The sequence below is a fragment of the Stenotrophomonas sp. SI-NJAU-1 genome, assembly GCF_020883215.1.
GTDB classification, from domain to species: Bacteria; Pseudomonadota; Gammaproteobacteria; order Xanthomonadales; family Xanthomonadaceae; genus Stenotrophomonas; species Stenotrophomonas indicatrix.
This window is the reverse complement of record NZ_CP086598.1, coordinates 3,903,951-3,918,389: the sequence shown is the minus strand read 5'-3', so window position 1 is coordinate 3,918,389 and position 14,439 is coordinate 3,903,951. Positions and strand designations below refer to the sequence as shown.

Genomic DNA, 14,439 nt, shown 5'->3' with positions numbered 1-14,439 from the left:
GCCGGTGGCGCGAGCACTACATGGCCAACGAACGTCCTGCCCAATCCGAAATCAAGCAACTGATCAGCAAGGGCCTGGAACAGGGCTACCTGACCTATGCCGAAGTCAATGACCATCTGCCCGACGACATGGTCGATCCGGAACAGATCGAAGACATCATCGGCATGATCAACGGCATGGGCATTGATGTCCATGAAGTTGCTCCGGATGTGGAAACCCTGCTTCTCAACGACGGCAACACGGGCAACCGTGAGGTCGACGACACCGCAGCCGAAGAAGCTGCCGCCGCGCTGAGCGCGCTCGACACCGAAGGTGGCCGTACCACCGACCCGGTGCGCATGTACATGCGCGAAATGGGTACCGTCGAGCTGCTGACCCGCGAAGGCGAAATCGCCATTGCCAAGCGCATCGAAGAAGGCCTGTCCCAGGTCCAGGCCGCACTCGGCCAGTTCCCGGTGTCGGTCGAATCGCTGTTGACCGATTACGAAGCGCACAAGGAAGGCCGCAAGCGCCTTGCCGAAGTGATCGTCGGCTTCAACGACCTGACCGACGACGTGCCGGCCCCGGCCGCTGTGGTGGCCGATGACGCGGACGACGCCGATGCCGACGCCGACGAGGAAGAAGACGACGTCGACGGCGGCGATGAAGAAGCCGCACCGACCGGTCCGGATCCGGAGGAAGTGGCTGCGCGCATGCAGGCGCTGGGCGATGCCCTCAACGCCTTCAAGAAGGCTGCCGCCAAGGGCGACAAGAAGAACCTGCCCAAGCTCCGCGAGGAGATGTCGGCGGTGTTCGTCACCCTGAAGCTGCCGCTGCCGCTGACCGACGTGCTGACCAAGCAGCTGCGCGACACCATGGGCAGCATCAAGGCCCACGAGCGCCGCGTGCTGAACCTGGCCACCGTCACTGCCCGCATGCCGCGCAAGGACTTCATCCGTTCCTGGGAAGGCAACCAGACCAACCTGGAGTGGGTGGAAGACGCACTGAAGCGCAAGCAGAAGTGGTCTTCGGCGCTGCGTGAAGTGAAGGACCAGATCGTGTCCGAGCAGCAGGCCACCATCGACATCGAGAAGGTCACCCTGCTGGACCTGGACGAGCTGAAAGAACTCAGCCGTGCCATGGCCTACGGCGAAGCCAAGGCGCGCAAGGCCAAGAAGGAAATGGTCGAGGCCAACCTGCGCCTGGTGATCTCGATCGCCAAGAAGTACACCAACCGCGGCCTGCAGTTCCTCGACCTGATCCAGGAAGGCAACATCGGCCTGATGAAGGCCGTGGACAAGTTCGAGTACCGCCGCGGCTACAAGTTCTCCACGTATGCGACCTGGTGGATCCGCCAGGCCATCACCCGTTCGATCGCCGACCAGGCGCGCACCATCCGTATCCCGGTGCACATGATCGAAACGATCAACAAGTTGAACCGCATTTCCCGCCAGATGCTCCAGCAGTACGGCCGCGAGGCTACGCCGGAGGAGCTGGCCAAGGAAATGGACATGCCGGAAGACAAGATCCGCAAGGTGATGAAGATCGCCAAGGAGCCGATCTCGATGGAAACCCCGATCGGCGACGACGAGGATTCCCATCTGGGCGACTTCATCGAGGACACCAACGTGGAGTCCCCGATCGAGAACACCACCAACATCAACCTGTCTGAAACCGTGCGCGACGTGCTGGCCGGCCTCACCCCGAGGGAAGCCAAGGTGCTGCGCATGCGCTTCGGCATCGACATGAACACCGACCACACCCTCGAGGAAGTCGGCAAGCAGTTCGACGTGACCCGCGAGCGCATCCGCCAGATCGAAGCGAAGGCCCTGCGCAAGCTGCGTCACCCGAGCCGTTCGGAGCAGCTGCGCAGCTTCCTGGATATCGATTGATATCCAGGTAGTGCCGAGCCATGCTCGGCAACGGCTTCTGTCGAGAAAAACCCCGCTTCGGCGGGGTTTTTCTTTGGGGGATCCGGTGTGGAGCCGTGGCCATGCTCGGCCGCGGTTGGCGATGACGCATCCGCCCTTTGACGTGCAGGGATGCCAGACGCACGCTGGCGATGCAGGTGCTCAACACACCTCGTGGGCGGGCCGGAATCACCGGCACCGAGGCGGACGCGCTGCGGGGACACGTGCAACGCGTGTATCTGCGGCATCACCCCTGTTGAGCATTGGAGCTTGGCCACGAAGGCTGTTGAACATGATGCGCCTGTTGTCGCTGCCCTGGATTTCCCGCCGTTGATGACGTGGCAGGACGTCATGCAGGACGAACTGGAGGATCGGCTGGGCTTCGCCCGACGGCCCACGCTGGCGCTGCTGACGCAATCGGGAGAACAGTTGGTTGCGGGGTTTGCCGATGGCAACCGGAGGGGGCTGGAGGGCGCAATGAAGGCAGTGGCGCTGTTCCAGGCGCATCTGCAGGAGATGGAGCGGTTGGCGGGGATGGCGGAGCGACGATTGCAGCGTGTTGGCGAGGCGCTTGCTGCTGCCGACTGAGTAGCCGACTCCGGCCGTGCTCCACTACACTGTGACGCTGCGCAGGGCCTATAGCTCAACGGTTAGAGCAGGGGACTCATAATCCCTTGGTTCCAGGTTCGAATCCTGGTGGGCCCACCATCGAATCAGGCACTTAGGATCATCCGCCGTGCCTTCCTCATCAAGCTAGCCCCGTCCGGTGACCGCTTGGTGACCGTTCAATGCCTAGTGGTGCCGCAGTCCACCGCCGGCATAGCCGTGTTGTCAGGCTGCCATCGATGGGCATTGCTGCGGGCCGCGATCCAGCGCTGAATGTCGCTCTGGAGCCAGTGGGTGCCGCCCCCGATTTTGTGCCTTTGCGGGAACGTCCCTTTCTCCATCTCGCGGTAGATGTAGCTCTTCTTCATCCCGGTGTGGACTTCGACCTGCTCGAGCTTCAGCACGACTTCGGGTGTGCTCTCAGCTGCGCCCATGGAGGGCCCCGTTGCTTCAAGTGCGTGTTCCAGGAGAAGTGCGGCCGATGATCCTGCGCGGGCAGTGGCTACCACATGTGCGATCTGCAGCAGATCCAAGGTCGGGTCATCAAAGGGCCAAGCCGATCTGAACTGTGGCGCTTTGCGTGGCTATCACGGCTGCTGGAGTGGGCACATCAATCGATGCCAGTGCGTAGACACTGTTTGATTCGTACCAACAAGCGCCTCAGCTCGATCTTCATTTCGAGAAGACAACGTTCCAGCGGACCGTGCAGACGGACGGAAATGTGGATCGCCTCTGTGTAGCACTGCTCCAATACATCGGCCGCCTCTGCAATTGCTGACGCGTTGAGCACGTTTGGCACCTTAGCGGTATTCAGCAGCTGATCGCAGTTTTGGTCCAACATGCGGCAAGCCTCTGCAGCATCCCGAAGAATGGGAACCAGCTTATGGTGTGGAACATCATGAAACGAAATTGCCTCGAAGTCCTTCTGGAGCTTGGCAAAGCCAAAGATGTCGCCGCCGACTGGGAAGGTCTTCCCTTCGCCAATGAACCGTCGCGCCCCCCAAGCAGCAGTCTGACTGATCGCAAGCATTTGAATATAGGTGTCGACACGCTCGCGCTTCGCAGCTCGAGCCTGTCCGAAGGCCAGCCTACCTGAGTACCAAATAGCCAGGGCCGACAGAATCGCTTGTGCCCACGCTGCCTTTGCCTCAGGCGTCCAGGTCATCCAATCCATGTGTCCTTGCCCCCTACGGAATGTATGAATCATACGGCCGCCTCAGAGCCCTGTGCATTTCGGCGAAAATTCTGGAGAGCGTATGATGATTCCCGCCTTCTTTAGCCTGGACGAGACAACCCACCACCTGTAGTTGGGAAGGAAAAGACGGGTCCATCAGGTGCCAAGTCGACGGCAGCGTCTGGAAGGTCTGGAAGGACGGCTGGTCCCGTTGGGTTAGCAACAGCGAGGTGACCTGATGTCGGCATTGGCCGCGCACGCGTGGCTCTGATGCCTACCGGGCTGGGGTATGGCCTTTGCGAGAGGATCCGTAGTTCCTCATGGCCTTTGCCTCAAGCGAGGATCGCTGACCGGCCTATTTCATCTGTGGAGCGTGTCTCTACTAATGCTTGGTGCGATGGTAGAAATTAGCCTCAGTTGTTCCGTAGCTCAGATAGATTGACTTGCCGATTCGTAAAACGAGTCGTCGGCTCTGGCCAGAGCGCGGCGTCGCCGACACCGGCGAGGAATGAGCGGGTGCTCGCCGTTCTAGCTTGCGAATGGCGTTTCGCCTGGTCAGCGCCTGCAGGAAACCAACGAGAGCCATAAGGCATAGCAGCGCCACCGCGCCGAAAGCGGTACGTTGCTGTGGAAGTGCGTCGATGAGCTCCTTCCTCTCCGAAGGCGAGGTCCAAATCGCGCACAGCACTGACAAGTTATAGCGAGGTTCGTTACCGACGAAAGGTTCAATTGCCCCCGTATTGGGTGGCTTCTCGCATTCCGCTTGCGAGAACGCCATATTCCTCCTCCTGAGAATCCCGCGCGCGGCACCCTCACCTTCCTTCGCAGCCACCCAGAGCACCGTATTGGTTGCTCGAACTCGGATCAATATGTCGTCCGCAAAGGTTCCGGCGAGAAAGCACGCTGTGGCAAGGTAGCTGACCAGAAGCCCCATGCAGATCATCCCGTCTACCCCTCTGCGGGGCGATCTTCCGGGCTTAACAGCAAACTCTGATCGATCGAAAGCACTCCCGGCGATGCCAATTAGGTGGAGCGGGATATCACGAGACTCCGCCTTAGCAATGAGAGCTTTGACCTCAGACGCCGTGTCTAGATGGATGCCGTATATCATTGCAAAAGAAACGACTGCGGAGCGGTCGGAAAGGCTGTTTCTAATTGGTCCTGGCTCAATGTCCTCGCGACCAACAAAGAGGCGCGTGAGACGATTTCGGAGTGGGTGGAGCGTGCCCGACTTGTAGCAAAGATAGAGCGAGACTAATGAAATGCCCACGATGGGCACAGTGGCGCTAGCTAACGTGGCAATTTCGTTCCAGCTTGCAACCGTTCCCATCGCGCCTCCATTCCATGCAGTATCGGTAGGTCGGTAGCGGCTCGAACCTGGAATTCTTGAACGTGTTCTCACTGAGCTACCGTTTGGATAGCCTGGAGGAATTCCAAACCCATCCGGCGCGGATTCTCTTGGGTCTGGGGCACGTTTTACGGTCTGCAGTTCGCGCGGCATGGCGCCCGGCCGAGTGGCCGGGCCTGCCTGTGGCGTGTGATGTCTTGTGGCGTATAGAATTGGAGACAAGCGACGCCGCGGATGCGCAGCTACTAGTTCACGGCTGGCTCCTGCGCAATCTCGGGCGACGAGCTCTTCTTTGATTGCGCCTTCGCATTTTTGGAGACAGCTTTCCGAATACGCTGCTGCGCATCCTTTACCTTCTCTCCGTCAAGCACTTCACGCTTCAGAATTTCATTATTGAGAAGCTCAACAACTGCCTCCGACTCGATCTTCAGTTCCGGGAACAGGCGGCGAAGCTCTCGGCGGATGACAGAAACGACCGGCTCTCCGAGAACAACCTGCGCAACCGTGAACTTGTTGAGCACCGAGATGTGCTGGTGATACAGGCCCATCGCGTCAGAGGTGATTCCTTCTCTACAGAGTAGGAACAATTTGCGCTGGTCTTCTTCGTTCTTTAGGTTGACATCTGCTATGCAGAACGATGAGACGAGCTCGTACTCGATGGGTTGGCCGAACTTGATTCTGTAGAGGCGCCACTCCAACGCGTTGGTGAGCACGATCCATTCGATGCCCTCGTGGGCGCCATAGTTGATGGCCTGGCGCAGATGGGTCTCGTTTAGCGAGATTGCCGCTGCTTTCACTTCGATCAGAACCCTGATCTTGCCATCGATCTTTACCGCCAGGTCGCAGAACGTTCCCCTGATCTGCTGCTCGCTAGTCAGTTCGTTGTACTTGTCGTAACCGAAGATGTCGGCAAGCATGTCCTTGACCAAGGTCACCGTATCGGCTTCAGACACATCCTTGGTCTTGTGGGAAACGGCGACCGAGACCAGCGATCTTACCGTTGTCGGCCATCTGTCCGAGACCTTCTTTGGAATCTTCAGCACATCCATGCTCCTTCCCGTTGTCGTCTGCGAATACTGATGCTTTGAGCAGTCCTGCGCAATGGAGGGCAAGGGGCAGGGCCCTCCAGTTGCTTATCCCATGACGCCTGTACCAACAAGGCGGATGAGATTGCAGTGTTTGAAGCAAACTACTGAGGGCCTTGACAGCTAACAGATGACCGAGTCGTGCCGTCTCTCCCGACTCCTTCGATGGCGCATGAGATCAGCACTGACCCAGCGAGTGCAACTCCAGCCACAACTCTGGTGTGATGGAGCTCGCGACGTCTACTGATTTCAAACATTCGGCTAGTTGCGCGCCCCCCGAACAGCCAAGCAGGACGCTACTGACGAGCCTGTTTCGCAAGCACCACGCAACGGCAAGCTGGGCGCGAGATACTCCCAGAGCCTTGGAAATTCTCTCGATGCCTTTTGCAGCTTCGACCCATCGCAGGAACTGTGCCTCACCCGCACGATCCCTCAACGTCGTGAAGTCCCGGAAGGAAAGTCTCGAGCCAGGAGGAATGCCCTGGTCGTAGCGACCAGCGAGTATGCCCTGCTTCAATGGCGACCAAGTGAGCAACCCCATGCCATATCGATCAATCAGGTCTGGTAGATCTTCCTCTACAGCTCTGGTGGCGACTAGGTTGTACTCAGGCTGCTCGACCGAAGGGCCAATCAGATGATTGGAAAGAGCGAAATCATGCGCCTCCGCCACCAGTTCAGCAGGCCACTTCGACGTCCCCCAATGCATTACCTTGCCTTGCATAATCAACGAGTGCATCGTCCATACGATCTCTCCGACACTCACATTTGCATCCTGTGAATGGCAAAGATAGATATCCAAGTACTCCATGCCCAGTCGTTTCAGCGCAGCATCACACTCCTCCACCAGATGCTTGCGGCCCAACCCGCGCTGAGTCGGCTTGAGCTGATCGTCAGGCTTTGCTCCGTAGAAAGCTTTGCTACAGATGGAGTAGGTGTCGCGCTGCCAGCCGGCATCTCTTATCGCGCGCCCCAACTCACTCTGTGCCTGACCCCAGCCATAATTCTGGGCGGTATCAAACAGATTGATGCCCCCATGGTAAGCCTGCGATAGCAACCTGGCGCCATCCGAATTGCTCAGCCGCTGACCAACACTAAGCCAGGTGCCCAGGCCGAGTACAGACACGCTCAGGCCCGTCCTTCCAAGATATCGATATTGCATGCAAGTACCGGTAAAGACGGGGTGGCCATAGGACACCCCGTCATGCAACAAGATTAGAAGTTAAACATCTCAGGAAATGCTAGGATTCGTGCACTTCTGGTCATATCCGCCGCTTTTCTGGTCGAATCTGCAATACCCATTTCCATTCTGCGCATAGGTCTCGAACCCACCGCCAGCAACGGCATCGGTCTCTTGCGGCGTCAGCAGCCGCGCGACCAACTCTTCACCCTTTGACTTCTTGTCGCTTGCATTCATCGCGAACTCCTTTCTGATTAGAGATCAACAATTGACCGCACTTCCCTTGATTTCCGTCGACCGCGGTCGGGATCGACAGGCACAACAGGCATGAGCCTCGGTGAGGCGAGAGAGCAGGATTGCCAAGAAATCACCCTTCAGGTCCTGCACAATCCTTAGATCGCGAAGGTGGGCTGCATGACCTCGTCAGCCTTCAGGCGCTCCTGAATCGCCGCCTCCGGGTATCCGTTCTCGATAAGAAAATCAACTACGTGTGAGTAGTACTTCTTCAGGCCGGCACAGTAGACGCTTGGATTATCGAACTGCCGCGCACGACTAAAGCGATTCTCCAGTGCGCCCCCTCCACATATTTTCACCCACCTACAATTGACACAGTCATCGGGGAGGTTTGCTCGCGCCCGATCAAGTACCACAAGGCCTGGATCATTGACGAAGCTATAGAGCGATGAACTGAAGATCGAGTACGAACGCTGCGAGGATCGCCACTCCAGTGCAGGAATCAACGAGTCATCGCAACTGACTTCGCCCGTGCTTTGGATCACCACCACATGGGTTCGTTTGTCGAATACATCCGTGGCTACGGTGCGTGCTGGTACATACTCTTGAAAGTAGCGAATTACCTTAGTTACTTCTCTCACAGAGATGTCCTGATGGCTCAGCCACTTATTGAAGAGGCCTATCAGTAGATCTCCGTACTCGCCTGGGGTCTCTCCATCGACGAATGGTTCATCATGACTCCTGTCCGGCAATAGGAACCCCATATGACGGAACTTGAGCTCCTCAACGAAGTGATCAAATGTCTCTTCAATCGGGATGTCGCGTCCAAGCACACTCAGTACGCCGATTGCACTGATCTTTCGCTCGGTCTCCAACTCGTGAAGTCGCCCAACCGTGCGTGCGATCTTCTCATGCGATCCCTTTCCCTTATGGGTCACACGGAATCTATCGTTGTACTCAGCTGGACCATCAAGACTGATTCCAACGGAAATATTGAACTCGGAGATTAGCTCTTCCCACTCGGCTGTAAGGTGATATCCATTTGTCTGTATGCCAAGGCTCAGCCCGCATATCGGGGCCAACGTCTCACATAGAGCAGACACCAGCCCCCTGAAATCGCGGGCTCTCATGAGGGTGGGCTCCCCGCCGTGGAAGACGATGTTTACATTCCTAATCCCCAGATCCTCGACGCCACGCTTGATGTAATCAGCGACGGCTGAGAACTTGTCAGGCTTCATGATTGGATCACGGTCCTTGTAGGAGTCATCGCCCATGAAGAAGTAATAACAGTAGCTGCAAGCAAGGTTGCAGCGCTCGGCGATCTTGATGATGACCTGCAGCTCATGTAGCTTCTGAATCGGGGAAGATGCGTCGCTGTTGAGTACGTCGATCATGGTTGCCCCCTAGGCGTGATTCGAGAAAGATGAAACGGCGTGTACAGGGATCTTGGGGGGGATTGGCACGACACGATCGACGGTTTCGCGGAGCTGTCGGAATAGTCAATGCTCACTGCTCCTCCATTCCGGCAAGCTGAAATCCATGCAGATCGAGCCTCCAACACATGCTCTCTAAAATCAAACCCGTCAACTGCCACGGGTTTTTCACCAGGCCTCAGAGAGCTGCAGGTCTTCAATTCGGGATCAAGCACAATCACTCCGCCACCGGTAAACAGACCGTAGTTCCCGTGGCAGTCGTTGCGTGAAACCTCTCGCATCAGTTCTGCGGCAATGCGGAACTGCTGGTCCTTGCTCAAGCCGCTGATCGTTTCGCGAAGCGCGTAGCCATTCTGGGCGAGAAGTTCGATCATGGCGTTCTGCACCGGCGATCGCGCACCGAATGCTTCATTGAAGTCGGTTCTTCCATTGAAGCGCGACGAGGAGTTGTCTTGCAGAGTGCTTTTCCAGAACGCGCCTAGAGCGGCTGCTGGATCAGAATCTATCCGGATGAGGTTGATGAAGGTGTAGACCATCCCGCAGGAGTAAGCAAGTTGATACTCGCCCCCACTGATCAGGTCATTCAGTGGTCGTTTCTTGTACTCTGCCTGGTCGATACATGACTCTGCAGCTGCGCCTACGTCACGCGTGATCCCTTGCTCCTTGCTCCCGGTCACCTCCGACAGAAACAAGCTCGCTGCCATTTCTGCCCCGCCCTCGAGCAGCATAATTCTGCTTTCCTGCGGTAGTGACTCCATCATCTGCACATCTTGATTCCATTGATGAAATGCTTCATGGGCAATGAAGTGAGACAAGTCATTTGGAAAGCCTTTTGAGGTGTCCAGGCAGCCCGCACGAAGGCCAATCAGCAGCAGCCCGGGCAATGAGCTTCCGCTGAAGCGGCAGCCCTGCTGGGTATTGGCGCCCTGCTCAAGCAAGAAGATTACAGAGCTCACGCTGTGCGGCTCAGGTCCCAGGGCACGCCTATAGAACGTCTGGGCCTTCTCCAGCCAATCCTGATATTGGCTCCTGAACGCCTGTGGCACGCCTTGATCCGCTAGCAGCGTTGGAACTGGTATTGGACGCCCATCGCTGAAGAATGCGTAACCTTCGAACACCGTCACTGGAGAGCTTGCTGGATGCTGTGAGGTTCCTGGATCGATATCGCCACATAGGCGTTCAAACTGCGAATCATCAGGATTGATCAAGGGCTGGAGGTTGATCGCGACAGTAGAGGGCGCCAACCTGATGATCAGCGGATACTTTCTTCCTTCGGGAAGCAGGCTCCTGCTGATATCCAAGGTGTAGACGTGTTCGTCCGAGCGGGAGCGCTTCGACGCTTGCCACTCCTGCAGGTTCAATTTGGGCGTACTCCGCGCTGTCACTCGCAAAGTCGCCTTTGACATGGCTGTGTCGACCTCAAGGCCGGACGCGAGGCAATCACGCGTCCCGGCCCATGCGTTTGCCGTGAGGACAGCCCACAGGAGCAAGGCTGCCATCAGAGCCCATGGCTTTGGAGCTATGGGCACCAGTCGAATGAAAGCCTTGCCCGCAGTTTCGCGCATATCATCCCTTCCACAGCCACTTCCCTGAAGCCTCGCACTCAGCATTGCTCAGCCCTCCCGGTGGTTCATCTCGAACCGTTCGTCTGCACTTTGAATTGTCTCCAGCCGATGGGCGATCACCACCCGGGTCATGCTCGACATCTTCACGGCCGCATTGACGCGTCGCTCACACTCGAGGTCCAGATGGCTGGTTGCCTCATCCAGTACCAACAGACGAGGGCGGCGATACAGCGCCCGAGCGAGGATCACTCGCTGCTTCTGCCCTCCAGACAGGCTGGAGCCCATGTCGCCAACCAGAGTTCTGTAGCCCATTGGCATCGCCTCGATATCGTCGCTCACTGCAGCGAGTGCCGCCGCTTCCCTGATGCGCTCATCGGTTGCGTCCTGATCACCAAAACTGATGTTGTCCCCGATCGTTCCGGCGAACAACTGATCTTCCTGCATGACTGCGCCGACCAGGCTTCTGAATCGTCCGTGACCCAGATCATCAATTTTCTGTCCTCCAAAGATCACCTCTCCTTCGCTAGGCTTCAGTAGGCCGAGCATGATCTTGGCGAGTGTCGTCTTGCCGCTCCCCGACACTCCAGTGATGGCGATTGAACGGCCCGATTCCACTCTAAAGCTACAGTTTCTCAACACCCAGGGCTCTCCGTCGGAGTAGCGGAAACTGACATTCTTGAATTCGACACTCGACTCGGCCGGCACATGGCACGAGTCGACGCCGTCGGCGTTCTCCTGTTCGCTGAGGGCGATATCGGACAACCGCTCCGCGTGCAATCTAAGCATCCTGAAATCCACCCACTTATCCGCCAAAGAGGTGGATCTATGAATAAACATGTCTGCGAAGGCGACAAATGCAACCATCATTCCAACAGAGAACTTCTCATCCATGACCAGAGAGGCGGCTATCCAGATCAGTGCGACTCTGCCCAGGCCAAAGATAAGACCGTTGGCAATTCCGAAAGAAATATTCAATTGCTGAATTCTGATTCCACGGTTTATCACCTGAACCGATGCATTGGCATAGCGTGCACGTCGCGCATTCTGCTGATTGGCCAGCTTGATCGGAAGTATTCCCCGGATGCTTTCCAGGATTTCGCCCTGCTGGCGTGCGGCATGAACAATCTGATCTTCGTTTGCCCTCCACAACGGAGCAAAAAACGCCCATCGGAGCAACGTGTAGAGTAGAAACAGGCCCGCTACCAGCGCCGCCAATCCAGGGCTGTAGAAGGTCATTATCAAAAGAACGACAAGTGACATCAGCCCATCCAACAGCGAGCCGATGAATTGGATTGTCAGCGTACTTTGTATGATCTGGACTGAGCCAAGTCGCGAGACGATGTCACCCACCTGCCGCTTCTCAAACCAAGCCAGGGGCAGCCGAAGGAGATGCCCAACCATGTTGCTCATCCACTGCGCGGATGTTGTTGCACTGATCCAGCTGATTAGCCAGGCGCGTAGTGCCGTGATGACAACCTGGAAGACCGCAACAATTGCGAAACCAATTGCCAGCAGCGAAAGAAGATCTCTATCAGCGGATACGATGACCTGATCCATCGTCCACTGGAGATAGAATGGTCCAACGAGAATGAACGCCTCTAGCGCCAGTGCAAGGCCCAGAACTTGGAGGCCAGCCGGCACGAGTCCTCGGACGGTACCTACCAGCCGCCAAAGTGAGATAGATTGGGGCCTGTGCGCTGGACGGAAGTCGGCGCCTGGTATGAGCTCCAAGGCGACACCGGTGAACTGGCTTGACACCTCCAGAAGATCGAGCTTTCGGACACCTCGTGCCGGATCGTGAATTACAGCCGATCGAGGGCCAATCTTGCACAGCACGACGAAATGACTCATTCCCCAATGCAGGATGCAGGGCAGCTTCAATCTGGACAGATTATCAAGATCGAGCTTCAGCGGACGCCCCTCCATGCCGAGTGCCGTCGCCACATGCATCATCTGCCTCAGCGTGACACCCTTCTGGGAAGATCCGAATTTCGCCCGCATTCCCAGCATATCTACATGATGACCGTGGTACCCGGCGACCATGGCCAGACAGGCTAGTCCACATTCTGCGGTTTCTGCCTGCAGGATCAATGGCGTTTCGCGGCGCCATCCAAAACGGAGTCCGGCCCGGACGTCCGCTCGCGAATGTCGATCGGGGCGCCTCTGCTCTGCCGATGCGGAGCCATCAGCCATTGGGATTTTCCTCAAGCACACGGCTCTGGATGCCAAAAAGCGGCTCAAACAGCCATTCGATAAGACGTCTCCGCTCTATAAGAACATCTGCTTGTAGCGCCATCCCAGGCCGGATCGACTCCTTGATCCCATATGCGGGAACGTACTGCCGGTCCAGTTCGACATCCACCCGATAGAGTGGTCCTTGATCCGCGGGCGGTAGTCGGCCAGTCAAGGCGGACTGTTCCGCCGGCGTCAGTGCGCTTCGTGAGACGATGGATACCCTTCCGTACTGCTGACCAAATTTCTGGTACGGAAATGCCTCGTAGCGGAGGATGACGCGATTGCCTGGAGAGATGAATCCAATCGCACGACTAGGAATAAGGAGCTGCGCCTGCAGCTTCGCGTCGCCGGGCAATATCGTCATCATTGGCTGACCGGCACTCACCATTTGACCGGCCTTAACAAGTAGGGCCGCGACGACACCGCCTTGCCCTGCTCTAAGTAGTGTGCCGCGCTGCAGATCGTTCTGGGCCTGCGACTGCGCGACGTCAGCAAGGTCTCGCACGATTGCGTTTCGACGAGTTGCGTCCTCTAACGGAAGTTTTGCCAAGGACTCCTGGGCGGCAGCAAGCTGTTGCTGGAGTTCGAGCCCCTGCCGCTGCAGGTCTGCCTTGCGGGAGCGTGCGGCACGTACCACCGCTTGCTGGCGCTGGATTTCAAATACAGAAATGTATCCACCCTCTCCCAAAGGTTCGATCCGCGCCAAGAGCGCCTGCGAGCCTTCAACTTCCTCGCCCTGCAATGCAACCTGTTGATCGACTTGATCAAGCTGTCGTCGTATGAGCGATTCACGAGCAACCAGTGCCTCTCGTTGATGCCGAACGACGGAGTCCTGGGAAACGAGATCGGCCCTGTAGCGTCCCTCCTTTTCCGCAAGCTTCTCGTCAATTGATGCTCGGGTTGCACCAAGACGAACCGTGTCCTGTTCGCTTGATATCTCCATCAGGACCTCGCCTGCCTGTATGGATTGGCCGTCTTCCACATGCAGTCGTGCCACCGTCCCCGCGCTAAGAGCGGTGATGCTGATCAGTCCGCTAGCGGGCACCAGTTGACCCGTCACCGTTTCTCGATGGGTGTATTGGCCTAGGATCAGGAATAGGCCCATAGCAGTCGTTAGCAGAAGGATCAGGCAAAGCCATAGCCAGCGAGAAGGTGGTCCGACAAGCAGGATCTCGCCGAGGCCACTATGCTGATCTTCAGGTGAAGCCTCTCTGCGAAAGAGGTTATCTGCCACGGTATGCCTCGCGGCATTGATGCACAGCCGCGATGTCACTCAGCCTCGAAATGGGGCAATGTACGCAATCCATTCCACTGGGTATGAATCCCCCATCGGGGTATCTGTCGCCATTGGCGTCGGGTCTAGTCCAGCCCCGCCGGTCCTTGGTCGCTGCGCACGCGAAAACAGGAAGTGCCCCCATCGCAGATCTCCGCCACCATCCATGGATGTCAATTCTTTATAGAAATATTTACATGGCGTCAACCCCCCTTCGGCGTGAAGCGTGGGGCGGGGTGCATCGAAGATAGTGGCAACGCTTGGAGCTAATAGTCACCTTCGGCGTCGCGGTGTACGCAGGTGAGCGCCAAACTGGCGAAATGCGACACCATGGCGAGGGTGTGCGTGGATCCCCGGTCGCCGTTGATGCGCAGGAGCTGATGAAACGGTTGGCGGCCAGTACCCTGTAGTGGGCATGCC

At 57.3% G+C, this 14,439-nt stretch carries 12 protein-coding genes and 1 tRNA gene; 3 read left to right on the top strand and 10 right to left on the bottom strand.

Annotated features, from left to right (window positions below; translation table 11 throughout):
• Positions 1-20 precede the first annotated feature (20 nt).
• The 3 genes from rpoD to LMF57_RS17795 all read left to right on the top strand — a co-directional run bounded on the left by rpoD (position 21) and on the right by LMF57_RS17795 (position 2,597).
• Positions 21-1,871 (top strand): RNA polymerase sigma factor RpoD, encoded by a 1,851-nt coding sequence (rpoD, locus tag LMF57_RS17805; RefSeq protein ID WP_093818099.1) that lies wholly within the window; start codon positions 21-23, stop codon positions 1,869-1,871.
• 288 nt (positions 1,872-2,159) lie between these two features.
• Entirely contained in the window at positions 2,160-2,477 is a 318-nt protein-coding gene (locus LMF57_RS17800) for a hypothetical protein (protein ID WP_229290316.1), read from the top strand.
• A 44-nt stretch (positions 2,478-2,521) separates the two neighbouring features.
• Positions 2,522-2,597, top strand: a tRNA-Ile gene (locus tag LMF57_RS17795).
• A gap of 77 nt (positions 2,598-2,674) precedes the next feature.
• Here the strand turns inward: LMF57_RS17795 and LMF57_RS17790 are convergent.
• The 10 genes from LMF57_RS17790 to LMF57_RS17745 form a co-directional block, all read right to left on the bottom strand.
• Positions 2,675-3,028, bottom strand: a complete 354-nt coding sequence (locus tag LMF57_RS17790) for an AlpA family phage regulatory protein (RefSeq protein ID WP_229290315.1) — start codon at positions 3,026-3,028, stop codon at positions 2,675-2,677.
• A gap of 77 nt (positions 3,029-3,105) precedes the next feature.
• Positions 3,106-3,660 (bottom strand): hypothetical protein, encoded by a 555-nt coding sequence (locus LMF57_RS17785; RefSeq protein WP_162887703.1) that lies wholly within the window; start codon positions 3,658-3,660, stop codon positions 3,106-3,108.
• Between the two features lie 391 nt (positions 3,661-4,051).
• Complete coding sequence (locus LMF57_RS17780; RefSeq protein ID WP_162887702.1) at positions 4,052-4,999, bottom strand: DUF6216 family protein; 948 nt, start codon at positions 4,997-4,999, stop codon at positions 4,052-4,054.
• A 263-nt stretch (positions 5,000-5,262) separates the two neighbouring features.
• Entirely contained in the window at positions 5,263-6,066 is an 804-nt protein-coding gene (locus tag LMF57_RS17775; protein WP_117311496.1) for a type I restriction enzyme HsdR N-terminal domain-containing protein, read from the bottom strand.
• A gap of 214 nt (positions 6,067-6,280) precedes the next feature.
• On the bottom strand, positions 6,281-7,225 hold the full coding sequence (locus tag LMF57_RS17770; RefSeq protein WP_162887701.1) for an aldo/keto reductase: 945 nt from the start codon (positions 7,223-7,225) through the stop codon (positions 6,281-6,283).
• Between the two features lie 105 nt (positions 7,226-7,330).
• Positions 7,331-7,516 (bottom strand): hypothetical protein, encoded by a 186-nt coding sequence (locus LMF57_RS17765; RefSeq protein WP_117311494.1) that lies wholly within the window; start codon positions 7,514-7,516, stop codon positions 7,331-7,333.
• A 155-nt stretch (positions 7,517-7,671) separates the two neighbouring features.
• The gene (locus LMF57_RS17760; RefSeq protein WP_208083037.1) at positions 7,672-8,907 is read right to left on the bottom strand and encodes a radical SAM protein; all 1,236 of its coding nucleotides are present in this window, start codon (positions 8,905-8,907) and stop codon (positions 7,672-7,674) included.
• Positions 8,904-10,307, bottom strand: a complete 1,404-nt coding sequence (locus LMF57_RS17755) for a hypothetical protein (RefSeq protein ID WP_162887700.1) — start codon at positions 10,305-10,307, stop codon at positions 8,904-8,906. The genes LMF57_RS17760 and LMF57_RS17755 overlap by 4 nt, the downstream gene beginning before the upstream one ends.
• Positions 10,308-10,559: 252 nt before the next feature.
• A complete protein-coding gene (locus LMF57_RS17750; protein ID WP_117311491.1) occupies positions 10,560-12,704 on the bottom strand; it encodes a peptidase domain-containing ABC transporter in 2,145 nt (714 codons plus the stop codon).
• Positions 12,697-13,980, bottom strand: a complete 1,284-nt coding sequence (locus LMF57_RS17745; protein WP_229290314.1) for an HlyD family efflux transporter periplasmic adaptor subunit — start codon at positions 13,978-13,980, stop codon at positions 12,697-12,699. The genes LMF57_RS17750 and LMF57_RS17745 overlap by 8 nt, the downstream gene beginning before the upstream one ends.
• Positions 13,981-14,439: the final 459 nt, after the last annotated feature.

Excerpts from the sequence above, each read along its gene's own strand:
- LMF57_RS17785 (WP_162887703.1), bottom strand. The coding sequence starts at position 3,660 with ATGACCTGGACGCCTGAGGCAAAGGCAGCGTGGGCACAAGCGATTCTG.
- LMF57_RS17750 (WP_117311491.1), bottom strand. The coding sequence starts at position 12,704 with ATGGCTGATGGCTCCGCATCGGCAGAGCAGAGGCGCCCCGATCGACAT.
- LMF57_RS17760 (WP_208083037.1), bottom strand. The coding sequence starts at position 8,907 with ATGATCGACGTACTCAACAGCGACGCATCTTCCCCGATTCAGAAGCTA.
- LMF57_RS17765 (WP_117311494.1), bottom strand. The coding sequence starts at position 7,516 with ATGAATGCAAGCGACAAGAAGTCAAAGGGTGAAGAGTTGGTCGCGCGG.
- LMF57_RS17775 (WP_117311496.1), bottom strand. The coding sequence starts at position 6,066 with ATGGATGTGCTGAAGATTCCAAAGAAGGTCTCGGACAGATGGCCGACA.
- rpoD (WP_093818099.1), top strand. The coding sequence starts at position 21 with ATGGCCAACGAACGTCCTGCCCAATCCGAAATCAAGCAACTGATCAGC.
- LMF57_RS17780 (WP_162887702.1), bottom strand. The coding sequence starts at position 4,999 with ATGGGAACGGTTGCAAGCTGGAACGAAATTGCCACGTTAGCTAGCGCC.